Below are 23,366 nucleotides of genomic sequence, written 5' to 3'. Positions count from 1 at the left end.
ATCATCCACTTAAAATAAAACCCTGCAAAAAACACGACAATTCGATTCATCGTTTCGACTTATGCCTAGCTTGTTGAAAGTCTCTGTTTAGAACTTAATAGTGGCATATGTGAAGTGATTGGATGTTTACGCATGAGCAATAAAGCAAATTACACAACGGAAGTTGCCATTCTGGGCGCAGGTCCTGTCGGCTTAACCATTGCAAACTACTTAAGTAAGCAAGGCGTCAATGTCACTGTGATTGAACAACTGGACAGCCTGATTGACTACCCACGTGCGATTGGTATTGATGATGAATCATTACGTACCATCCAATCATTAGGTTTAGTGGATCAAGTATTACCACATACAACACCGAACCACGCGATGCGTTTCTTAACCCCTAAAGGTCGTTGTTTCGCTGACATTCAACCGCTCACTCGTGAATTTGGTTTCTCACGTCGTAATGCCTTTATTCAACCGCAAGTCGATAATGTACTGCTACAAGGTTTAAAACAGTACGAAACCACAAATGTTTTATTCTCTCGTCAATTGTCTGATTTTAGCCAAGATGCCAATGGTGTAACGCTAAATATTCAAAATAAAGACGGTGAAGCTGAAAAAATTCAAGCGCAGTATTTGATTGCTTGTGATGGTGGTAACTCAGTGGTACGTCGTACCCTCAACATCGGCTTCGATGGTAAAACTGCACCGAACCAATGGATCGTGATCGACATCAATAACGACCCACTTGCAACGCCACACATTTACCTATGCTGTGACCCTGTGCGTCCTTATGTATCTGCTGCGCTTCCACACGGTATTCGTCGTTTCGAATTTATGGTGATGCCTGGTGAAACTCAAGATGAATTAAGCAAACCTGAAAACATTGCCAAATTATTGTCGAAAGTGCTTCCAACGACCGACGGTATTGAAGTGATTCGTCAGCGCGTTTATACCCACAATGCCCGTATTGCAGATAAATTCCGTGTAGACCGTATTTTACTTGCAGGTGATGCTGCGCACATCATGCCAGTATGGCAAGGTCAAGGGTATAACAGTGGTATGCGTGATGCGTTCAACCTTGCGTGGAAAGTTGCAATGGTTGTACAAGGCAAAGCTGGCCCTGCGCTTTTAGATACATACCAAGTTGAACGTAAAGATCATGCAAAAGCGATGATTGATCTTTCTGTAATGGCGGGTCATGTCCTTGCTCCACCGAAAAAATGGCAAGGTTTCATCCGTGATGGTATTGCCTATGCACTCAATTACATCAAACCGATCAAGCAATATCTATTGGAAATGCGCTTCAAGCCAATGCCGAAGTACAACGACGGTGCATTGATCAATAACGGTGTTAAAGACTCACCTGTAGGTAAAATGTTCATTCAGCCACATGTGCAACTTGAATCTGGTGAGAAAGTCCTACTCGATGAAGTCATCGGTAACGACTTTGCAATCATTGCTTGGGGCGTCGATCCGAAATGGGGTCTGTCAGATGCGACCATGAAAAAATGGCAAAAATTGGGCGTTAAATTTATCCAAGTATTGCCTGCTGTTCAGCTCAGCAATGAAAATCGCACCAAGTACGACAATGTGATTACGATTGGTGATATTGGTACCGATATTCGTGGTTGGTTTGGTAAAACCACTGAATCTGTTACGATTCTTCGCCCAGACCGTTTTGTTGCAGCGATTGCAATTCCACAAACTTTAGACAGCGTGAGCCAACAATTGTTTGCAAAATTGCATGCTTAATAATCTAAATAGATCTGCAAGAATTAAAAATCACCATGCATAAAGCATGGTGATTTTTTCTATAATCACTATAAACATCGCATGCTATAATCGTTCAATACATAATTATAAGCTTCGCAAAATGCAAAAAAGATTTCAGAAATTATTCATTTATAGTTTGTTAGGTTTTATTTTTATCTGTTCACTCATTTTCGTAGAGATACATCATTTTCATGCCAATAGTTGGTTAGCTATTTTCGTTTTTTGCCTCTGTTTTCTTATTTCTTTGAATTGCTATTTATTACGCTTAGAAAAAGATGTGAACAAAAACGAAGAATCTAATTTTTTGTCCTTCCATTTATACATTTCATTTTTTTATGCAGTCATTGCCAGCTTTTTTCTCACCACAGTGATTCTTGCTTTATTTGCATTACAAACTCAATATTTTGGTCAAGATAAAAATATCATTCTAAAAGGCCAAGTCTATTCACCCACATTTACACTAGAAAAGAAGCCCTGCCGAGCTCGCCTTAAATTTCCCGAAAGTGGTTGGTCTACCTTCGCGTATCTCTGTCTAGATACCAAGAAACATAAATTTTCTGGTTATTACAAACTCCATTTGAAAACCAGTTTCGCAGGGGCTGCGATTCAGGATTATGATTGGATTGATGATCAATTAACATATCAGCAGCATCGTGCATTAGATATGGATCCTCAACAAAAAAGGCTACTCGAAATATATGCCAAACTTGAAAGAGATTTAGGCCCACCTCTATCTGATGATGAAGCCCATGATTTTTTAAATAGAACCAACAACGATTGAGTCTATTTAATTTAGCGCAATATATGCCATACATTATTTATGGCAATAATTAAAATCGCTTTATCATCTTAGTGATTGATATTTAAAACTCTTTCTTTTTAGTTCTCAAAGAAAGAGTTATATGAATAGACATATAGCAATACCAAGTTCAGCCAACAATCAAATAAGCATCCAAGTTAAACCGACTGAAACCAATGCACATCTTTTACCGATTCACGTTGCTGAATCTGCTGAATAAAAGGTTTAAATTCCTCTAAATATGGCAATATTTTGAATGAAATGGCATACACCATCCAATAAGCCAAATATAAATCTGCTGCGCTAATTTTATCCCCCAACAGATATGGCTGGGCCTGCGCAAGCCCTGTTTTAATAAAATCTAAAAGTATTTTTTCATTACCAAAACTCAAACTGCCACGTTTCTCATCCATTAACTCAGTGCTAATGCCAACATTTTTCATATCCATATATTCAGTCAGCGGACCATGACAGAAAAACATCCATTTCAAATATTCACCCCGTTTGGGATCATCTAAGGCGGGTGCCAAACCTTTGTCACTGAATTTATCGGCTAAATAACTAAAGATGGCTGCAGTTTCACTGATCACGGCAGTACCATCGACCAAGCAGGGAACTTTGCCCATGGGATTAATCTTGAGATATGCCGCTTGGTGCATCTCTTCATATGGCACTTCAATAATCTCAACTTCTGACTCGATGTCTAATTCTTTCAATAAAGGCAGAATAGTATTACTGCGTGAGCGTGGATTGCTGTAGAGTTTCATTGCTGGGTTCATTGTAGATATCCTTATTTTCATCCTTGTTGTTCTGTCTATTACTATACGCGGCTTTATGTAGAATTATGTTGCGTTCATCCGTACTTTAAACACTTTCCGATACAATACGCCCGACTAATAATTACGCTAAATTTGAATTTATATTTAAAGCAAAAAGTATTTACTCCGACTTTCTGATAATCAAACAATTGAGCTCTACATCGATGAAAAATAAATATTTAATTGCCATGTTTACGGTGATTTTAATTTCAGGCTGTTCCAAGAAAACCGAAAAAATGGCAACTGAAGCCAGCGCAGATGCACAACCTGCTCAAGTCAGTACACAGCAAGATCAAGCAGCGGAAAGCACTTCCAATGAGCCGTCTACCACGCCTGCAACAACACAAAAACCTGAAACTATTTTAAATGAGCAGGTCAACCCAGCCGAAGCCTCTCGTAAAATGGTTCGAGAAGCCAATGTCAGTTTTGAGTCGAAAGATGTGGTTAAAACGGCCTTAGAAATTGAAAAACTCACGCTAAGTTTAGGTGGCTTTATTGAACAGAAAAATATCGACTTTGTGGTGCAAGAGAGTCAATCCTACCCGATTGCTGACGGCAAAATTAAAATCTTTGAAAAAATAAATCCGCAAGCGGAAATGATCATTCGTGTGCCAAGTGAAAAAGCTGCACATTTCGTCAATCAACTGTTACCACTAATGCATTTTTTGAACCGTCAGCAATATTCGGCAAAACGCTATGAGCTAAAACTACTCGAAGAAAAAATGTCGCAAACACAGGTCGTGCCCGACCATGTTTCTGCAGCGCAAGTCAATGAAATCTCACGCCTGACCCGCTTAGAAGTTCAAGATCGTGTCCGCTATAGCACGATTGTGATTAGCTTTACTCAACCTGCCACTGTCCGTGAACATATCGATATTAACCTTGATGCTGTTGCGCAGTTAAATGGCGATAGTTTCTGGCAAAGAGCATGGTACGGTATACAAAAAGGGTGGCAATTTGTGTTGAGCCTGTTGGTTGTTCTCATTACGATTTGGCCACTCTATCTGATTATACTCATCGGTTTGATTGCCTACCGCGTGATGAAACCCTATTTACAAAAATGGTTTAAATAAATCAGAGTGACAAAGGCTATGTATCATTGAGTCTTTGATTAAAAATACGATAAATAAAAAAATCCCGAAGCGCTTAATTCAGGATTTTTTTATTTAAATCTTAGGGCAATATTTAAAGGCTTAGAAAAAGCCCATATAGAACTGCTCTTTTAAGACTTTTAAAATCAATTCGATTGCATCATTTTTACGATCTTTTCGATAGCTCGCATACAAACCAATGGTCGGCAAAGGTTCAACCGTACTTTTAACCAATATTTTATCACCGAGCAATGGAATCACATAAGACGGTACTAAACTCCAACCGACACCCATACCGACCAAATTGACATTTAACAAAATATTGGTCGAATGCTGCACCAAGTTCACATTCAGTTTATTTTGCTTAAAGAAATCTTGAATAATTCGGTATAGCTCAGGTGATGAATGTTCATCACTAATAATAAAATCCTGATTATTCATGTTTTTAATGCTGATATGCCGCTGTTCTGCTACAGGCGAATTTTTCGGTACAATCAACGCCAAAGGCTCAGTAAAAATCTGAACAGATTCTATATCAGGGCTTTCTTCGACATAACGGGTAAAGGCAATATCAATCTCTCCTTTACGTACTGCACTGATCTGATCGACATCCATTAAACTATGAAAATGAATTTTCAACTCAGGAAACTGAGCACGGATATTTGGCATGATATAAGGAAAGACCTTCATTTCAGCCACAGGAACAAAGCCGATATTCAGTTGTTCTTTACTGAGCTGCGCAATTTGACGCGCATCTATCATGGCTTTTTCAGCATGCTCTAAACTCAAACGCGCTTCTTTTAAAAAGGCCTGACCTTCTGCAGTCAGCTCAACTTTTCGGTTGGTTCGCATCAATAATTGCACCCCAACTTCCTGTTCTAAGTCTTTAATTTGCTGACTTAAAGAAGGTTGCACTGTACACATCCGCTGCGCAGCCTTAGTAAAATTTAGCTCTTCGGCAACCGCAACAAAATATCGTAGATGTCGTAATTCCATTATTCAGCTCCTAAAGCACTGCGTTTAAATTGGTTTGCCACGAATAGACGATACATCCACAAAGTGAACAGCACCATCACTGCACAAAATAAATAGGTTGCCTGAAATCCAAAGTATGCAATCAGCACACCCATAATGACCGAACCGACAGCAAGGCCAATATCAAACAAGGCAAAAAAGGTGGATATTGCATGTCCCATTCGGGCTTTTTCTACCGTTTGAATCGCGACCGTTTGCAGGCATGGGAAAACTGAACCGTAGCCGATGCCCATAAAAACGGCCGATATCCAAAGCACCCATTGATTCGTGAGAAAACTCACAATCACCAAACCAATGGCAAAGCAAATAAAGGATGGATAGATGACTGCACTCGGGCCTTTGCGATCATAAACTTTGCCAACCCAAGGACGGACGAGCAACATCGACACAGCAAAGACAATAAAAAAGATACTGGTATAAGCGAGTAAATGCTTCAACTCTGCATAAGCGGTGATAAAACTCATCACACTCGAATATGCAAATGCGGTCAGCAATGCCACAAAACTGATGGCAAGTACCCGTGTTTCTATCACATCACGCCATTGGATGGCTGCGGATTGGCTCGCTTGATCACTTGATTTATGCTGTACGTGTTCTTGTATTTGAACCAACCACGTAAAAATATAGCCCACTGCAACCAATAAGGCTAATACTGCAAATAAGGTACTAAAACTGCTGAATTGAATCATACTCAGCGCTAAAAATGGCCCGATCACCACGCCTAAGTTGGTCGACATGACAAAGTAGCCCATGCCTTCGCCCTTTCGATGATCTGGGATGTAATCATTTACGATGGGAACATTGACCGTGGTTAATATACTGAACCAAAAACCATGTAAAAAACGAATGACCAACAACGACCACATGCTGTCAATCCACAAATAACTCAGCGCAAAAACGACAAAGATAAAGCCTGAAATACGTACAGAATTGGCTTTACCAAAACGCTCAATGATCATGCCGGAAAAGGGACGAATCGCAATGGATGACACCAAAAACAGCGTTAAAGCCATACCCGCTTGCTGAATCGAACCACCCAATTCTTTCATAATATAAATGGGCAATATGGTCAGCAGCGCAAAGTAATAGCTAAATAAAAACAAGTTATTACACAGACAAAAAACGAAAGACTTGTTCCATAGCGATGCCTGATGTTGAGTAGTCATGAGATCATTGTCTCGCTGCTACGCGTGGCTTGGGACTGCGTAAAAATCGGGTTTAGCGCCAACTGCACCAGTCGCTTGATATAGTCTTCATCTGGCTGGGTATTAAAGAAAATAATCTGATAATGAATCGGGCCGTACAACATGTCCAACATGAGTTCGAAAGGATAATCCGCGCGAATTTCGCCTCGTTGAATGGCCAATTGGATCAGCTCACGTGTTGCTTCTCGTCGAGGTAACAAATACTGTTTAAAAAACTCACCCGCTGCTTCACGATGCTCCGCCAATACAACCAGCAATGCTCGACCCACGTACTGATTTAAAGCCCGTGATAGTTTGAGCAATTGTTGATTTAGATTGAACTCTAAACTTTGTGATAAATCGAGTTCAAACACCGACGCGGTGTGCGCTTTAAAAGCATCGAAAACCAGATCGGACTTATGCTTCCACCAACGGTAAATCGTCGATTTTCCCACGCCTGCACGAGCCGCAATATCTTCAATGGTCATGCTTCGATAATCACTTTCCGCTAAAGCATCTGTGACTGCCTGTAAGATACATTGCTTACGCCGAGAAGTTTTTTCAGTTTCACTCATAATTTAAAAAACGAAACGCTACGTATCGTTTTATATTAAACAGTATTGGACTGAATGACTATCATTAACTGAGCTGTGAAGAATAAACTTTAGTCGCACACTCGGAATTCAAATCCCAACTGCACTCTCCAGACGAATTTCAGAATAAAAAAAAGATCGCCAAAGCGATCTTTTCAAATATTCAGCCACCAAAGCGATTAGCTTTGTGTCGACTTTTTATAAATACTGCAAGAAGGATGATGATTTTCCTGTAAACGTGCCACTTTACGATGTTCCGCAGCTTCGAAACGACAACGTTTCCAGTCATTATCTAGATTCAATGCCGGAATTTGTTTTGGTTTACCTTGATCATCAACAGCAACCATTGTGAAATAGCAACTATTGGTATGACGCACTGTACGTTTTTGAATATTCTGCGCTTCAACACGAATACCAATTTCCATAGAAGTACGACCTACATGGTTCACACTTGCAAGGAAAGTCACTAACTCACCCACGTGAATTGGTTCTTTAAAATTCACTTTATCGACTGATAGTGTCACCACGTAGCTACCAGAATAGCGACTTGCACAAGCATACGCGACTTGGTCTAACAATTTTAGAATCGTTCCACCATGCACATTACCCGAAAAATTCGCCATGTCAGGAGTCATTAAAACTGACATCGATAATTCTGACTGGTCGTCTAGTGCATTCGCAATTTGATCTAATGGGGACATCTTGTTTCTCTAGACTCGTGATATAACAATGATTAATGTGATTATTATATAGATTTTAATCAAAATTAAATGTTCAAATCGGCAAAAAAACCATCATTATTATTTATAGTGATCATACCATCATTCAGTAAAATATATATCGATAACGATATACACCCGATAAACAAGTATTTATCGCGCTATCTATCAATTTTTTAATCCAAGCTATGCTGTGTTTTATATTTAAAACATATTCATTAAAACGCGTTGCTCCATCGATTCAACATAGCACGGCATTAAACTTAATCTTCTAAGACTTTTAACATCTCGAAAGATACGTTGTCATAGCTGGTTTTTTGTCCACCATCATTGGTACTTTCTAGCGTGTAAGAATTATCTACATGCACATGAGTGACAATAAACACGCTCTCTTCCATCATCGCAAGCTTTACTTTTTGTCCTACATCAAGCGTTTTCATCTACAGCCACCTTTAAAATATTTATTGGTTTTAAGTATTAATAACCTGATGATATTCTAAACACTTCAACAGTATTGGTAAACGTAAGCACATGAATAAAAACGCTAATATAGGTATATACTCTTAAAATCTACGTAAAACCAATTAATATGATTTTCTTAATTAATTTCAAATAATTAACTGTATATTTTCTTATTATTACGATTTTTATATTTGGCAAATCTTTTGATTAAGACCTAAAACCAATCAACATCCAATATATTAATGATTACTGGATACTATTGAGCATGGGAAAAGCTGAGAACAAAAATTAAAATGCTTTGCTGAAATAAAAAATGCACCCTATTACGTGAACAGGATGCGTTTAAATTTGCGAATCGTACCAGCCTAATCTTTGGCTGCTAAATAAGGAATATGATGTCCCTTGCTGTATTGATGTTCAGCATAAACCCGAGAAATCTCTCCAAGTTTTTCCATGGTTGCCTCTTCACCTGCAAGCATCGTCGCTTCACGCCCTTTCACATCAAATATATGTGCTTTTTCACGTAAATCAGGTTGAATCACAATGTCTGCTCGCTTGAGTTCTTCTTGAGCTAAACGATTTTGCATAATATTGATATTTTGGTTAAACAAGCCCCAAACATTAGACGTTTCGGTATGAATAGGTCGTGCCAAAATATCTACTGCAATAATAATATCTGCCCCTAAATCGCGTGCAACATCCACAGGAACAGGGCTGACCAATCCGCCATCAACATATTCTGTGTCTTCAATAATCGTGGGAATGAACATACTTGGAATCGACACCGAAGCACGAACAGCCTGCCCCGTATTGCCATAGTTGAACACGACTTTTTTGCCATTCTTTAACTCGGTTGCCACCACATACATTGGGGTTTTTAGCAACTCTAAAGGCACGTCATCAACTTGCTCATTGATATAATCTTCAACTTTTTTACCGTCAAAAAAGCCTTTTTTGTCCAAGCGTATTTCTCGAACATCATTGGCTTTCATATTTAAGGCGATATCTCTTAACTCATTGGCACTTTTACCTGATGCATAGATTGAACCCACAATGCTACCCGCACTGGTTCCAACAATGAAATCTGGGTGTATTCCCTGCTGTTCAAGTATCTGAATGGCGCCAATGTGTGCATAACCACGTGCCCCACCACTCCCTAAAACCAAAGCAACAATCGGACGCTTTTCCTGCTTTTTCACTTTTTTAAAGTCAATGCGGTTATTCGCCACCTGTGCAGGTGCTGCTGTATAAGTCCGAATTTGTGCGGTTGTTTCAGCGCTGACCGTTTTTGAGCCCACACTTTGACAACCTACAAGGCTGATTGCGAATGCAGTCATCAAAACAGTTATGCTTTTCATTGAGAGATATTCCAAATGCAACTCGAGATTTGAAGAGAAAAAGTAGTCTAATCAGTCCGCATTCACGTCACTGTTATTATTCGTTAATGCCTATGACCGATGCACATTATATTGACATACAACCTAGAAAGTCATTGGCTGTCAAAATTTCAATGTCTAGCAGAATTTCCACATCAGGATTTTAGACTTTATCTAGCAAAAAAAGCCCCGATAACGGAGCTTTTTTTAGTTAATTTTTGACTTTACCAAATATCGGAATTAACGCGATCCTTATACTTTGGATGTTCATCCATTTTAAACACTGGCTCTTTTACACCACGTTTTAACTGTGAGGTGTAGTCTTTCATCAACATCAATAAGAATGGAGTCAGCAATAAAATCGCAAAAAGGTTAATACTCGCCATCACGCCCATGAAGAGATCCGCTAAGTTCCAAATCAGAGGCACACTCATGATTGAACCAAAGTACACCATCATCAGGACGAATACACGGAATACAAACATGACCTTAGGATTGTTATTGATAAACTGCACATTACCTTCAGCATAAGCATAGTTACCGATTACTGAAGAATAAGCGAATAAGAACAAGATAATAGCAAGGAAGTCATCTCCCCATGCGCCAATCTGGCTTTCAAGCGCCATTTGCGTCAAAGCAACGCCTTCAAAGCCTGCATTTTCATACAAGCCAGATGCCAAAATAATGATCGCCGTACAGGTACACACGACAAATGTATCGACAAAGACACCGAGCATCTGAACTAGGCCTTGATTGACAGGGTGTTTAACATCTGATGCTGCCGCAGCATTGGGTGCAGAGCCCATACCCGCTTCATTCGAGAATAAACCACGTTTAATCCCCTGCATCATTGCCATAGAAACCATGGCACCGAAAAAACCACCTGCCGCAGCATCAAATTCAAAGGCTTTACTGAAAATTAACTGGAAAATATCTAGGAGCATCGCAAAGTTAGCAAATGCAACATAGAAAGCAACTGCGAGATAAAGCAACGCCATAAAGGGTACAAATCTTTCTGCAACTTTGGCGATTCGTTTAATCCCGCCAAAAATAATCAGCGCAGTAATGAACACCAAGAACAAGCCCACCCAAGAGATTTCGAAACCGAAACCACCTAAGTCTAAAATGATATTGGCTTTATCCCAGCCCCACGCATGTGAGGTCGCACCTGTAATCGCATTGGCTTGCACCGCATTAAAGACAAAACCGTAAGTTGAAATCAGCGCGATGGCAAAAACCACACCCAACCACTTTTGCTTCAAGCCTTGCGTGATGTAGTACGCTGGACCACCACGAAATTGCTGATTTTGCGTATCACGCACTTTAAAAAGCTGTGCAAGTGAAGATTCCACAAATGCTGAACTCATCCCTAAAAATGCGGTAAACCACATCCAGAACACCGCACCAGGCCCACCAATCGCAATCGCAATTGCAACACCTGCAACGTTACCTACACCGACACGACTGGCTAACCCTGTCACAAAGGCTTGGAATGGTGTAATCCCATGTTCATCATCGCCTTCTTTACGGCTAGATTTCATCACTTTAATACTATGAAAAAATAGACGAATCTGGACTGCGCCAGTGATTAAAGTATAGAAAATACCAACAGCCACTAAGAATACGACTAAGAAATCCCAAAGCGGATCATTAAAAACTTTGACCCAGCCCATGAGAGTTGCATTTAATTGTTCATCCATAATCAATACCTAAAATGCGAATACAAAAAAACAAAGGCTCTAATTTAGAGCCTTTGTAGAATTAAGCGAAAAATTTGAGAATTAACTGAATAACCGTCGCATTAATTAAGTCAACAAAGAATGCACCACATAGCGGTACAATTAAGAATGCCTTATGTGAAGGGCCATACATATTTGTAATCGCTTGCATATTTGCCACAGCCGTCGGCGTTGCACCCATACCAAAACCACAGTGACCTGCTGATAAAACAGCAGCATCATAGTTTTTACCCATGACACGGAAAGTCACAAAAGCAGCATACAAAGCCATCGTCAGCATTTGTGCACCCAAAATGACTACAAGTGGGCCAGCGAGATCGGATAATTGCCATAACTTTAATGACAACAATGCCATCGCCAAATACAAAGATAGAGATGCATTACCAAATACATCGATAGCGCGGTCGAAAATTTGTACACGGAAAATACCTTCCAGTACATTTCGTAAAATTACGCCGCCAGCCAGTGCCCAAACAAATGTCGGTAATTCAAATACAGTACCTTTACTAAAATCGGTCATGAAGTCCGCAAATGCTAAACACCCTGCAAATAAACCTAATGTGGTAATTGCATTATCGGCTGTAATAAGGCGAACTCGATGCGGATATTCAAACGGTACATATTCTGTTGAATTAATATCTGCTAGAGGAGTGTTATCACTTTTTTCAATTTGTTAATGAGTACGAGGCGTTGCAAGTTGATAGCGGTTAATTAATAGCTTAGCCAGTGGACCACCGATAATACCGCCAATAATCAAACCAAATGTCGCACTTGCCATACCTAAGGCTAATGCACCTTGAATGCCATGTTGAACTTCTAAAATTTCACCCCATGCGCCTGCAGTACCATGACCACCGGTAAGGGTAATAGAACCTGCAATCAAACCAATAAGAGGGTCAATACCTAGCACCGTCGCAAGACTGATACCTACGAGGTTCTGCACCATGATGAATGAAGCGACAGCGACGATAAAGATGACCAAGCCGATTCCACCCTCTTTTAATTTGGCAAAGTTTGCACTCAAACCAATAGAAGCGAAGAAAATCAGCATGAAACTTGTTTGTAATTCACTACTTGTGGTAATGCTATAACCCCAAAGACTATGCACCACCAAAGAAATAATCGCGGCAACTAAACCACCGGCAACAGGCTCTGGAATGTTATATCGGCCTAAAAAGCCAATACGATTAACTAGAAACCGTCCCAACAAAAGCACAATTACCGCTGCGATTAAGGTATAAAACGCGTTAAAACTAAATTCCATATAATTTGTCCAAAATTATTTGAATATTTTTAAAGCTCTTCTATCAGCATTAGCTGCCTTTATGGTCTGAAATACAACTACATTTTGTAATTTCAAATCAATAATGCAATTAAACGACTCAAGCTAAAGAGTTTGAAAAATATTCATCATCTGATTCAAATAAGTAAGTCTGAGCTTTAAAAATCAACTCAAAATGACTAACAAATCGCTAAAAGTTTTAAATTGAGAAACAGCCTCAAATGAAGCAAATTTAATGACAGAACATTGTGTATGTCTGTACTGTTTCGCACTATTTCTGAAAAGTCGCACATTATGCAGCCTGAACAATAAAATTTCAGTACTTTTTATTACAAAAAGTTAATTTTTCTATAATTTAAAGTTATATCCAATTGTTTTTATTTAAATGCATTCGTATTTTTTATCTATATAAAATATTAAAGATTTAAGCGTGATCTATACACTGTACGTGGTTCAACGCCTGCTTTAACCAGTACGACATCATGACTCAGGCGATTTAATGAATCTATCTGTTTAGTGCTGTGAGTTCATTTGTGTTAATACATCCTCTGTTTAAACAAAAAAAGCCTGAACTAAGTCAGGCTTTTTTGATCGATTCTGATCGATGATTTGAGCTTAGAAGCTATATTTAGCCATTAAGCCAACGCGGTCATCGTTATAAGATTCACCAGCAAAGTTTTTGCGTTTACCGTTCACATATTCCAAGCCAAGTTCAACTGGTTTTACAGGTGCGTAAATAAAGTTAATCCAAGCTTGCTGTGCTTCTTCGTTCGCATTTGAATTCAATGCATCTTTCGCATACGCGCTGCCATCATCCGCAAATAGCGCGCCGTAAGCTAAAGTCGAACGTAGTTTTTCATTAAACTTATAAGTTGCACCCACTTGTACAGCAGTGAATTTGTTTTGCTCGATGTTTCCATCTACAACAGAGTAAGCCGAGTTAGAACCATATAAATAGTTGCTGTTGCCTTCTGTATACGAGACATCACCATTCAATTTCAATTGATCAGTCACTGCATAAGATGCACCCGCTGCTACACCCCAAGCTGTTTCTGTATCATCCGCAGCTTTAGATTTGTAGTTTTCAACCAATGCACGAGCTGAAGCGGTACCTTTACCTGCAGCAAAACCTTGAGTCACTTTGGCAGTTAAGTTTGGAAGGCGATATGTCGGATCTGCAGCAACAGTCCCTTTACTATCCCCTTCTTCCGCAGAAACAAATAGTTGAGTATCTGGAGCTAATTTGTAGTTATAACGAACTTGAGGAATACGTGTAGTACCACCACCCAAGTTTGTATTGAAATCAATCATTTCTGGTGCATGGCTAGACAAGAAGTTAGATGTCGTTTGACCAAATAACCAGTTGTTAAAGGTTAAGTAACCGTGACGTAAGCGAAGTCCATCATTTGAACCACTTGCATCTGCAAAGTCGACTTCAATTTTACCGCCCACTTTATTATCACCACCGACAGGTGCTGTAAAATCTAAACCAAAACGTGTGGTTTTTGCAGTTGCGCGAAGTTTATCTCGTGCTTCTTCTTTAGACGTATGTACGTTGTTGAAGTCGTTATCCGCACCTTCAATGATGTAGTTTGCATCACCACGAACAAAACCATAAAGACTTACATCTGCACCTGTTTTAGATTTCAAGCTTGCAGCTGGAGTAGCTGGTGGCGGTGGTGGTGCAACAGGACGCGCTTTAACTTGCTGAATCTCTGTTTGTTGCTGTTGTTGAACTTGCTGCTGCGCTTTAATCAAACTTTTCAGTTCTGCAACTTCTGCACGTAATTGTTCAATTTCAGAAGTATTGCTGCCTGCATGAGCCATTGAGACCGTAGCCAAACTCATGGCAACAACAAGGGTTTTCATTGGGTGGAATACAGTTTGAGTTTTCATCCTAAGCTCTCTATTGTCCTGTCATTGTTGTATGCCCTAACTCTGGGCGCTTTGTTATTCGCCTATTTGAGCGGACAAATTTCAAGCTGCATATCCGTGCTTTAGTCGCATTAAAGTCCCAACTTGCAGCCCTTAATAACGAAATACTTGAAAGCAAAAAGCAAAAACGCTGAATCCATCACTGAAAATAGACTGAAATATTTAGTTAAAATTCAGACTTAGCCGATTCAGATGGCAAAAAAGCTCAACACTCATACCTTAAAGGTAAATATCCATACCCTATAGGTATGTCATAAAAACGATAAAATCCGACACATTACCGATAGAGGCATTCGATATGTAGTGATCTAGCATAAAGCACTGTGTTTAATGCAAATAATACTTATTTATCAGTTGCTCTATTTCATTACAATGGGACTACAGCGATCCACCGTTTCACTTTTTATTTTCAAGTGGATGATTGTTTAGAGATAAATTTCGAGTAAACAGATACTGCCCTCACAATGGGAAAATAGCACCCTCATTCATCGTTATGGATGATGAACATTTATAATGAGTGACGCGGATATTTGATCAAAATACTAGTACGTTGATGACCGACGTTTAAGTCAAATGACCTAAACATCATCACCTGCATTCAGCTCACCCCATCGTTGAAGCTTTTAAACTGCGCATAGTAATCATTGCAACAACTACAAATAGCAACATAATCAGGGCCATATTGATCAGCGCTGACCATACTAAAAAGTTCAAAAACACTCCGGCCAATAGACCACAGGCAAATTGCATACTTCCCATAATGGCACTGGCTGTGCCAGCTCGTGAGCCTTGTTCAGACATCGCCAATGCCATGGCATTTGGCCCAGTGAAGCCGATTGAAGCAACACATAAGAACATGCCAAACATTACAACAACGATAGATGAAAGATAAAATAGCCCCGCCACCAATAAGATCAGCACACCACATAATTGAAGTGCATTACCCAAGTGCAATCGATGGCGAACATCCAGTCGATTTGCAAGTTTCTTATTGAGGGTTGAAAACACCATAATCCCTAAAGCATTCGCACCAAATACGTAAGCAAATTGCTGTTGGCTCAGTCCATAACCATCCATCAAAATGGCAGATGAGCCACTGATATAACAAAATAAAATTGCGCCAGAAAAACAGCCTGTGAGCATCGGTTTACGGAAAGTTTCGTCCTGTACAATCGCACCATATAAACCTAAGACTTGTTTCAAACTTAATTTTAAGCGTCGCTCAACAGGCAGGGTTTCTTGAAAGAAAAAATGTACGCAGAAAAGACAAAAAATACCGACAAGTACCAATACCGCAAATATGTATTGCCATTCAAACACCTGCAATACCCATGCGCCTAAAGTAGGTGCAATGATCGGTGCAATTGTTGTCACGATCATCATACTGGCAAAGGCTTGAGCAGAAGCTTGCATACTTAAGCGATCACGAATTGCTGCACGGGCAATCACCACACCAACACAGCCACCCAAGGCTTGCAAAACGCGAGCCGCGATCAAGCTCCATTCACTTTTGGCAAAGACACACAGAAAACTGGCACAAATATATAAAACCAAACCGAAATATAGCGGTGTTTTACGCCCAATGCGGTCGCTGACCGGCCCGTAAATTAACTGTCCAATCGCCAAACCCAAGAAATACGCTGGAAGACTATTGGCCACTTGTTGCGTTGTCACACCAAAATCGTCGGCCATTTGAGGTAAAGCCGGCAAATACATGTCGATTGAAAGTGGACCTAAAGCAGTCAGCAACGCCAACAAGACGATCCAGCGTTGAGAAAATTCCTTTTGTGATTCGACGCTTTTCATAAGAATAATTCATTTATCGCAAGCAAGTTTTGCAGACAAGTTTACACTGCACATAGTATTATTTCTTGGCTTCAATGTGAAAATTCACACGATACACATTGCTTACTGTCCCATCGCTTTAGCAAAGGAAAAATTTTGAACGCCTGGCTCGCACGACTGAAACAAGCAACCTATAACACGACCTTTATGTATAACTTGCGCATGGTCATTGCCTTCGCAGGAACAGCCTTTGTCCCATATTTTTTAGATCAGCAATTGATGACCATTCCCCTCACTTTGGGTGTGGTTGCCGCAGGTCTAAGTGATATAGATGACCGCTTTTCAGTCCGCGTGCTCAATCAAATTTATACCTATATCGGGTTCTTTGTTACTGCGGTATCCATTTATCTGTTGTTCCCGCATCCGATTTTATTTGCTTTGGGGCTGATTGTGTCTTGTATCGGTTGGATTCTTTTGGGTTCATTGGGTCGTCGCTATGCCACCATTTCTTATGGCTGTCTGGTGATCTCCGTGTATTCCATGCTAGGGGTCGAACTTTTTGAAAATTGGTATACACAAGCAGGTTTATTGGTCATCGGTGCGATGTGGTATGGACTGCTTTCGACTTTGAGCTTTCTACTGTTTCCTGTACGTCAAGTTCAGGACAAATTGGCGCAAAGCTATTCATCTCTAGGTGACTTCTTATTTGCAAAATCTAACTTGTTTGATGTCGATATGACACCAGAAAGTTACCAGCAAAGTTTGATTGAGCTATCGCTAGAAAATGGCAAATTAATTGGCATTTTCAACGATATGAAAACAGCCTTATTAACGCGTTTAAAAGGCGACCGTGGACAAAAAGATACGCGTCGTAGCCTGCAATATTATTTTGTCGCGCAAGACATTCATGAACGTGCCGATTCCGCGCATATTGATTATCAAAAATTGACCCGTATTTTTGAACATAGTGATATTTTATTTCGCTTTCAACGTGTGCTTTCAATTCAAGGAAAAGCCTGTAAAGATTTGAGTATCAGTATCTTACAGCGAAAGCCATATCATCATAATCAACGCTTTAAACATGCATTCCACAATCTAAAACTGTCACTCGAAAAGCTGCGTGAAGAGCAAAAATATGATGAAGTTTGGATCAACTCTTTATTTGCTTTATACCAAAACCTAAAAGGCATCGATGCGCAATTACGTAATGTCGAAACCGAGCGTTATATTGACCGACAATACCTGATTGAAAATCGTTTAAAAGATGATGATTTAAAAGGTTGGGACGACATCGTCATTCGATTCAAACAACATTTGAGCCCTGAATCGGTGCTGTTCCGTCATGCTGTGCGTTTATCGACCGTGTTATTTATTGGTTATATTTTTGTCCAAGTGACCAATATCAGTTATGGCTATTGGATTTTATTGACTGCCCTGTTTGTCAGCCAGCCGAACTTTAACGCCACCAAGCGCCGCCTCTATTTACGTATCATTGGCACCTTGGTCGGGATTATTTTAGGTTATGCAATTTTATATTTTGTCCCTTCTGTCGAAGGTCAGTTATTGCTACTCATTTTAAGTGGCGTATTGTTTTTTGAACTACGTAGTAAGCAATATGCACAAGCCACTGCGTTTATTACCATTTTGGCGCTGATTAACTTTAACTTAGATGGCATGGGTTTTGCCGCAGCTATGCCGCGTATGATTGATACACTGATTGGTTGTGCCTTGGCATGGTTTGGTGTGAGTTTCATTTTCCCAGATTGGAAATTCCGTCGCCTGCCTCGGACCATCAGTCGTTCTATTCAAGCGCAGTGTGATTATTTGGCCGAAGTGGTTGAACAATACAAATCTGGTCGTAATAACGGGTTGAATTATCGTGTGGTCCGTCGTGCAGCACATAATACCGATGCAGAAGTAGCATCACTGATTTCCACATTAGCCACCGAACCCGATACCGATCCGACTCAAAAAGCTTTAGCCTTTGAGTTTTTGTGCCTCAATCATACCTTTATTAGTTATATCGCGGCCTTAGGTGCGCATCGTGAAAAAATTCAAGGCCAACAGGTCTTAGCCTTATTGGATAAAGCTGCGGATGACATTCAAGGTGCATTGCTACGTGACGAAGTTCCAGACTTATCTGCGCAAAATATGTTGCAAGAAATCCGTCAGCGTTTGTCACAAAACAGTGAGGAAGATCAGAAAGCCTTAATTGTGCTACAACAGCTTTCTTTGATGTTTAACGTGTTGAACCAATTTAGCCAATTGAAACAAAATCTCAGTCATGAGCATGATCAGGCATCGACTGAACTGGCTTCGCTATAATTTGGATGATTTTGGAACAATATACTCACTGAATTGGTATAAATAATGCTAAACTTTTTACAGTTTTAAATCTGTTACTTTCACTATGACCGCAAAAAATTTATACGCCTACACGCTAGAGCCAGTGGCTTATGAAATTTCTGAAGAAGAACAACGTTATGCTCAACTTGTTCTGTCTCGCAGTAACTTCAAAATTGGCAAAAAAGCATGGCTAATTATGGGTGCAATTCTTGCACTGGCACTCTTGGGCCTCATCTTTATTAAGAACTATTCAACAGTATTTTGCTGGGTAGCTATTGTCTGTGTCGTGATTTACTTCCTTGTGCGTAAATTCGGTATCGAATGGTATGCGAAACGCAAACTGAACGAAGTCCCTGTACAAGAAATTAAAGGCATTCGTATGGGTGTTCAGCCGCATGGGATCTCAATGCAGCAACGTATGGGCGCAAACATGGGTACGATGACTGTCGGTTGGAAAGACATTCATGAATGGTATGACACCAAAGACTTCATCCTTTTAAACTTTAAAGTGAAGGGTCAAGACGGTGCATACATCTTGCCTAAACGTATGGATAGCAAGAAGTTTCCATTTTCGACCATTCGTAAGCACTTAAATGAAACTGTAGGCCCAGCTAAAGCAATTTAAGCCAAACAGACATTTATGTATAAAAAAACCTCCACTTTTTGGAGGTTTTTTTATCTGTTTAATTTTCGAATGATCATTGATAATTACAATAATGAGAATGAATATTACTTACTTTTTCCACATTCTCTACTACATCATCGTTTATAATTCGTCGCAATTCAGCAACCTTTTATCAATATTAAATCCATCATGTTTAAGAAAACCCTTTTCCAGATTCACTGGTTCTTGGGGATTAGTGCCGGCTTAATACTCTCGCTCATGGGGGTTACAGGTGCCATTTATTCCTATGAACAGCAAATACTTAAAGCAATCAATCAGGACAGTTATGTAGTTCAGGTTCAACAGCAGCCTAAACTAACCCCTGCTGAGCTTTATGAGCACTTTAGTCAGTCTGATCCTGACATGAAAATTAACAGCATCTCTATTGCCTCAGATGCTACCGCCTCAAGTACCGTGAATATTGTCAAGGAAGGTGCTCGTCGTGGCTATAACATGATGGTTAACCCCTATACAGCCGAAGTTTTACCTGAAATCAAAGGTCAAAAATTCTTCCAGTTTGTACAGCAACTACACCGTAATTTAACTGTTGGCCCTGTAGGTAAACAAATTACCGGCGCATGTACACTGATGCTGATTTATTTTGTATTGAGTGGTTTGTATCTGCGTTGGCCAAAAAGACATTCTGTAAAACAATGGCTTGCAGTAAAACCGAAACTCAAAGGACGTAATTTCCTATGGGATTTACATGCAGTCGTCGGCACATGGGTGATTGTTTTTTATCTCATTTTGGCATGTACAGGTCTGTACTGGTCTTATGACTGGTGGCGTAATGGCATGTTTAAGGTCATGGGCGTTGAACGTCCACAGCCCCAATTACAAGAAGGGCCAAAAACGAATGGGCACCCTACTGAACAGGCAGGTGCAAAGCAAGGTGGTGAAAAACAAGCCACTGAAGCAGGACAATCTCGAGGTGAACACCAAGCACGTTCTGAAAGCAATCCTGCAACGTCAGGTCTCTCTGAACATGGCGCTCAAGAAAATAAACATGGTGCTGAAGGTCGCGGAGAAAAACGTGGTCTAAAACCTAAACAAGTAAATATTGCTCTTACGCAAAGTTGGAACGGCTTTAATCAAAATATTGGTCGTGAATACTCAAGTGTCACTTTTAATATTCCGAAAAAAGCCAATGGTGAATTAGAGATTAACTTCGTCGATGCAGTCCCTCAACATGAGCGTGCTCGCAACAAAGCGACTTATAACTACCAAACGTCTGCTCTCACCGATATCGAGTTATACGAAGATAAAAAGTTAAATGAAAAAATCATGACCAGCATGTTACCTGTGCATCGTGGTAGTTTCTTCGGACCGATTTATCAGTTCTTTGCGGTTATTGCATCCCTCATGATGCCGCTGTTCTTTGTCACAGGATGGATGCTCTATCTCAAACGTCGTAAACAGAAAAAACTGACACAGCAAGCCCGTCAAAGCTTAGCACCAGTTACCATCGACCCAAATGCACAGCCTTGGTTAATTTGCTATGCATCACAAACAGGTCAGTCTGAACAATTGGCATGGCGTACAGCAACAAGCTTACAAGAGGCTCATCAGCCTGTAACAGTGAAACCTGTTCAGCAACTTTCAGCAGATGACTTAACTCAAGCCTCTCAGGTTTTATTTGTTGCAAGTACTTATGGCACTGGCGAAGCACCTGACCTCGCTTCAAGCTTTGAACGTAAACTGATGACACAACGCCTCGATTTGAGTCATGTTCAGTTTGCCGTTTTAGCTTTAGGCTCTGAAGAATATCCGGATACGTTCTGTAGCTTTGGTCATGCGATTCATCGCTGGATGCAAAGTAATGCTGCGAAGCCCCTGTTTGACACAATTGAAGTCAATAATGGCGACACCCAAGCCATTCAAGCATGGAATAGCGCTTTAGCCAAAGCGACTAAACTTGAACTTCAGCACATGCAAATTGAAAAAACTTTTGATGCATGGACATTGACCAAACGTGATCTACTCAACCCGAACAGTTTAGGTGCCCCTGCATTTAATATTGAGTTAAAACCGCAACATGAAGCCAACTGGCAAGCGGGTGATATTGCAGAGATTCAGCCGGGTAATAGTGCTGAACGTATTGCAAACTTCATGCAAAAGTACCAAATTCAAAGTCAGCAAGTGGTTGATTCTACTCAGCAACGCATTGAAGATGCATTATTGGATCGCAACCTAAATACGGATGTTGAACCATTTGCCAATCTTGATCATTTGCTCGAACAGCTTCCACCGCTTCCAACTCGCGAATACTCCATTGCCAGTATTCCAAGTCAGCAAGTATTACGCTTAGTGGTACGTCAGCAGTCCAATGCGGATGGTGAGCTTGGTTTAGGCTCTGGTTGGTTAACACAACATGCAGCGATCAACAGCACACTACAACTGCGTATTCGTACCAATGAATCATTCCATCTAATTGCAGATAATCGTCCTGTGATATGTATTGGTAACGGTACCGGTATTGCTGGTTTACTCAGCTTATTACATGCACGCGTTCGTCAAGACTATACGCAAAACTGGCTGATTTTTGGTGAGCGCCAACGCGCACATGATTTCTTTTATCAAGACATCATTGAAGCATGGCAAAACACCGGTTTAGTACAACGCATAGACCTCACCTTCTCTCGTGATCAAACGGAGAAACGCTATGTGCATCATGAGCTACGTGACCAAGCGACCTTATTAAAATCATGGGTAGAACAAGGTGCCGTGATTTACGTCTGCGGTAGTATCAATGGTATGGCAACTGACGTTGACCACGCATTAATTGATATATTAGGTGAAGATATTGTTGCTGAACTGCGTCAAGCTGGACGTTACCGCCGTGATGTTTACTAATAAGATGTTTACTAATCAATAGCCCCAACTCAAAACCAGACCTCGTGTCTGGTTTTTTTCACGCTATACTTAGGCCAAATACGGATACTGCTTTAATTTTTTGAATGAAAAGAATACTACTGCTTTGTGTAGGCTTGCTGCTCTGTGTAGATGCCATTTGGTTGCTTACATTAGATAAAATTCATTTAGGCATTCTTTTACCCTTAGTCATTGGGTGTATTTTTCTTATATCCGGACTATTTACAACCCAAATCCACAATATTTTAGATCATTCCCCCAAACTCAAAAGGCTCTGGCGTGCGGCATGGTGGTTGTTTTGGCTTTGGCTATTGAGCCTTTTGCTGTTTTTTGCGTATTTACACTTCAATAGCCACCAATCTAAGCCATTTACTTCCTTCCAAGCCATCATCGTTTTGGGTAGCGGTATTGAAAATGGTCAACCCTCTCCGACCTTAAAGGCGCGTCTCGATGCCGCAGCACCGTATGCCTTGCAACAACCCAATACTATTATGATCATGACCGGTGGTTTAGGCTTTAATGAAAAAATGACCGAATCTTCCGTCATGAAACGCTATTTACTTCAACACTATGACATTTCAGCGGCAGGCATATATGAAGAAAGTAAAAGTACCAGTACAGAACTCAACCTGATCAACAGTAAAATGATTTTAAAACAACATCAGATTTCTCTTGATGCCCCCATTGCAATTGCCAGTAGTGACTTTCACCTCCCACGTGCAAAAGCAATTGCACGAAAGTTAGGCTATACACAAGTGTATACCATTGCAGCACCTACACCGCTGTACATCCGCTACAACTCTTGGTTACGTGAATATTTTGCCTTTTTGAGTGGTTTTGTACTCAATGAATATTAAAAAAGCCCTTGTTCGACCAATGAACAAGGACTTTTTATGCTGTAAATAAACC

17 protein-coding genes and 1 pseudogene are annotated in these 23,366 nt (G+C 40.2%); 7 read left to right on the top strand and 11 right to left on the bottom strand.

Going from position 1 to position 23,366, the window contains the following annotated elements; all coding sequences use genetic code 11:
- The first annotated feature begins 132 nt into the window (after positions 1-132).
- Both FTT98_RS00570 and FTT98_RS00565 read left to right on the top strand, forming a co-directional pair.
- A complete protein-coding gene (locus FTT98_RS00570) occupies positions 133-1,737 on the top strand; it encodes a bifunctional 3-(3-hydroxy-phenyl)propionate/3-hydroxycinnamic acid hydroxylase (RefSeq protein WP_180039729.1) in 1,605 nt (534 codons plus the stop codon).
- 121 nt (positions 1,738-1,858) lie between these two features.
- Positions 1,859-2,539, top strand: a complete 681-nt coding sequence (locus FTT98_RS00565) for a hypothetical protein (RefSeq protein WP_180039728.1) — start codon at positions 1,859-1,861, stop codon at positions 2,537-2,539.
- Between the two features lie 176 nt (positions 2,540-2,715).
- Here FTT98_RS00565 and FTT98_RS00560 read toward each other — a convergent pair whose 3' ends face one another.
- A complete protein-coding gene (locus FTT98_RS00560; protein WP_180039731.1) occupies positions 2,716-3,324 on the bottom strand; it encodes a glutathione S-transferase family protein in 609 nt (202 codons plus the stop codon).
- Positions 3,325-3,539: 215 nt separating this feature from the next.
- Between FTT98_RS00560 and FTT98_RS00555 the strand changes: the two genes are divergently transcribed.
- Positions 3,540-4,448 carry a DUF4349 domain-containing protein gene (locus FTT98_RS00555; protein WP_180039726.1) on the top strand — a complete coding sequence of 303 codons (909 nt, stop codon included), beginning with the start codon at positions 3,540-3,542 and terminating at the stop codon, positions 4,446-4,448.
- A 120-nt stretch (positions 4,449-4,568) separates the two neighbouring features.
- On the opposite strand, the gene FTT98_RS00550 is transcribed toward FTT98_RS00555, so the two are convergent.
- From FTT98_RS00550 to FTT98_RS00505, 10 genes and pseudogenes are all read right to left on the bottom strand, one after another.
- Positions 4,569-5,462, bottom strand: coding sequence for a LysR substrate-binding domain-containing protein (locus FTT98_RS00550; RefSeq protein WP_078191428.1), 894 nt, complete (start codon positions 5,460-5,462; stop codon positions 4,569-4,571).
- Positions 5,462-6,667, bottom strand: coding sequence for an MFS transporter (locus FTT98_RS00545; RefSeq protein ID WP_180039724.1), 1,206 nt, complete (start codon positions 6,665-6,667; stop codon positions 5,462-5,464). The genes FTT98_RS00550 and FTT98_RS00545 overlap by 1 nt, the downstream gene beginning before the upstream one ends.
- Positions 6,664-7,260, bottom strand: coding sequence for a TetR/AcrR family transcriptional regulator (locus FTT98_RS00540; protein ID WP_180039723.1), 597 nt, complete (start codon positions 7,258-7,260; stop codon positions 6,664-6,666). The genes FTT98_RS00545 and FTT98_RS00540 overlap by 4 nt, the downstream gene beginning before the upstream one ends.
- A gap of 197 nt (positions 7,261-7,457) precedes the next feature.
- Positions 7,458-7,979, bottom strand: coding sequence for an acyl-CoA thioesterase (locus FTT98_RS00535; RefSeq protein WP_078191431.1), 522 nt, complete (start codon positions 7,977-7,979; stop codon positions 7,458-7,460).
- 281 nt (positions 7,980-8,260) lie between these two features.
- The gene (locus FTT98_RS00530; RefSeq protein ID WP_171262670.1) at positions 8,261-8,437 is read right to left on the bottom strand and encodes a hypothetical protein; all 177 of its coding nucleotides are present in this window, start codon (positions 8,435-8,437) and stop codon (positions 8,261-8,263) included.
- 387 nt (positions 8,438-8,824) lie between these two features.
- Positions 8,825-9,817: a patatin-like phospholipase family protein gene (locus FTT98_RS00525; RefSeq protein WP_180039721.1), complete on the bottom strand. Its 993-nt coding sequence runs from the start codon at positions 9,815-9,817 to the stop codon at positions 8,825-8,827.
- A gap of 242 nt (positions 9,818-10,059) precedes the next feature.
- Positions 10,060-11,535, bottom strand: a complete 1,476-nt coding sequence (locus FTT98_RS00520; RefSeq protein WP_180039719.1) for a sodium:alanine symporter family protein — start codon at positions 11,533-11,535, stop codon at positions 10,060-10,062.
- A gap of 61 nt (positions 11,536-11,596) precedes the next feature.
- Positions 11,597-12,838: pseudogene (gene gltS, locus FTT98_RS00515) on the bottom strand (sodium/glutamate symporter).
- Between the two features lie 633 nt (positions 12,839-13,471).
- Positions 13,472-14,752 carry a DcaP family trimeric outer membrane transporter gene (locus FTT98_RS00510; RefSeq protein ID WP_180007538.1) on the bottom strand — a complete coding sequence of 427 codons (1,281 nt, stop codon included), beginning with the start codon at positions 14,750-14,752 and terminating at the stop codon, positions 13,472-13,474.
- 642 nt (positions 14,753-15,394) lie between these two features.
- Complete coding sequence (locus FTT98_RS00505; RefSeq protein ID WP_180039717.1) at positions 15,395-16,597, bottom strand: multidrug effflux MFS transporter; 1,203 nt, start codon at positions 16,595-16,597, stop codon at positions 15,395-15,397.
- Between the two features lie 135 nt (positions 16,598-16,732).
- On the opposite strand from FTT98_RS00505, the gene yccS reads away from it, so the two are divergent.
- The 4 genes from yccS to FTT98_RS00485 all read left to right on the top strand — a co-directional run bounded on the left by yccS (position 16,733) and on the right by FTT98_RS00485 (position 23,314).
- Positions 16,733-18,901, top strand: a complete 2,169-nt coding sequence (gene yccS, locus FTT98_RS00500) for a YccS family putative transporter (RefSeq protein WP_180039715.1) — start codon at positions 16,733-16,735, stop codon at positions 18,899-18,901.
- Between the two features lie 85 nt (positions 18,902-18,986).
- On the top strand, positions 18,987-19,547 hold the full coding sequence (locus FTT98_RS00495) for a YcxB family protein (RefSeq protein ID WP_078191438.1): 561 nt from the start codon (positions 18,987-18,989) through the stop codon (positions 19,545-19,547).
- A gap of 189 nt (positions 19,548-19,736) precedes the next feature.
- Positions 19,737-22,439, top strand: a complete 2,703-nt coding sequence (locus FTT98_RS00490) for a sulfite reductase flavoprotein subunit alpha (protein WP_180039713.1) — start codon at positions 19,737-19,739, stop codon at positions 22,437-22,439.
- Between the two features lie 104 nt (positions 22,440-22,543).
- Positions 22,544-23,314, top strand: coding sequence for a YdcF family protein (locus FTT98_RS00485; RefSeq protein WP_180039711.1), 771 nt, complete (start codon positions 22,544-22,546; stop codon positions 23,312-23,314).
- Positions 23,315-23,366: the final 52 nt, after the last annotated feature.

The sequence above is a fragment of the Acinetobacter sp. YH12039 genome, assembly GCF_013420015.1.
GTDB lineage: Bacteria > Pseudomonadota > Gammaproteobacteria > Pseudomonadales > Moraxellaceae > Acinetobacter > Acinetobacter amyesii.
This window is presented reverse-complemented; position numbering and strand designations above follow the sequence as displayed.

Bases quoted from the DNA above. Each gene is read 5' to 3' on its own strand.
- FTT98_RS00570 (WP_180039729.1), top strand. From the start codon at position 133: ATGAGCAATAAAGCAAATTACACAACGGAAGTTGCCATTCTGGGCGCA.
- FTT98_RS00565 (WP_180039728.1), top strand. From the start codon at position 1,859: ATGCAAAAAAGATTTCAGAAATTATTCATTTATAGTTTGTTAGGTTTT.
- FTT98_RS00560 (WP_180039731.1), bottom strand. From the start codon at position 3,324: ATGAAACTCTACAGCAATCCACGCTCACGCAGTAATACTATTCTGCCT.
- FTT98_RS00555 (WP_180039726.1), top strand. From the start codon at position 3,540: ATGAAAAATAAATATTTAATTGCCATGTTTACGGTGATTTTAATTTCA.
- FTT98_RS00550 (WP_078191428.1), bottom strand. From the start codon at position 5,462: ATGGAATTACGACATCTACGATATTTTGTTGCGGTTGCCGAAGAGCTA.
- FTT98_RS00545 (WP_180039724.1), bottom strand. From the start codon at position 6,667: ATGACTACTCAACATCAGGCATCGCTATGGAACAAGTCTTTCGTTTTT.
- FTT98_RS00540 (WP_180039723.1), bottom strand. From the start codon at position 7,260: ATGAGTGAAACTGAAAAAACTTCTCGGCGTAAGCAATGTATCTTACAG.
- FTT98_RS00535 (WP_078191431.1), bottom strand. From the start codon at position 7,979: ATGTCCCCATTAGATCAAATTGCGAATGCACTAGACGACCAGTCAGAA.
- FTT98_RS00530 (WP_171262670.1), bottom strand. From the start codon at position 8,437: ATGAAAACGCTTGATGTAGGACAAAAAGTAAAGCTTGCGATGATGGAA.
- FTT98_RS00525 (WP_180039721.1), bottom strand. From the start codon at position 9,817: ATGAAAAGCATAACTGTTTTGATGACTGCATTCGCAATCAGCCTTGTA.
- FTT98_RS00520 (WP_180039719.1), bottom strand. From the start codon at position 11,535: ATGGATGAACAATTAAATGCAACTCTCATGGGCTGGGTCAAAGTTTTT.
- FTT98_RS00510 (WP_180007538.1), bottom strand. From the start codon at position 14,752: ATGAAAACTCAAACTGTATTCCACCCAATGAAAACCCTTGTTGTTGCC.
- FTT98_RS00505 (WP_180039717.1), bottom strand. From the start codon at position 16,597: ATGAAAAGCGTCGAATCACAAAAGGAATTTTCTCAACGCTGGATCGTC.
- FTT98_RS00495 (WP_078191438.1), top strand. From the start codon at position 18,987: ATGACCGCAAAAAATTTATACGCCTACACGCTAGAGCCAGTGGCTTAT.
- FTT98_RS00490 (WP_180039713.1), top strand. From the start codon at position 19,737: ATGTTTAAGAAAACCCTTTTCCAGATTCACTGGTTCTTGGGGATTAGT.
- FTT98_RS00485 (WP_180039711.1), top strand. From the start codon at position 22,544: ATGAAAAGAATACTACTGCTTTGTGTAGGCTTGCTGCTCTGTGTAGAT.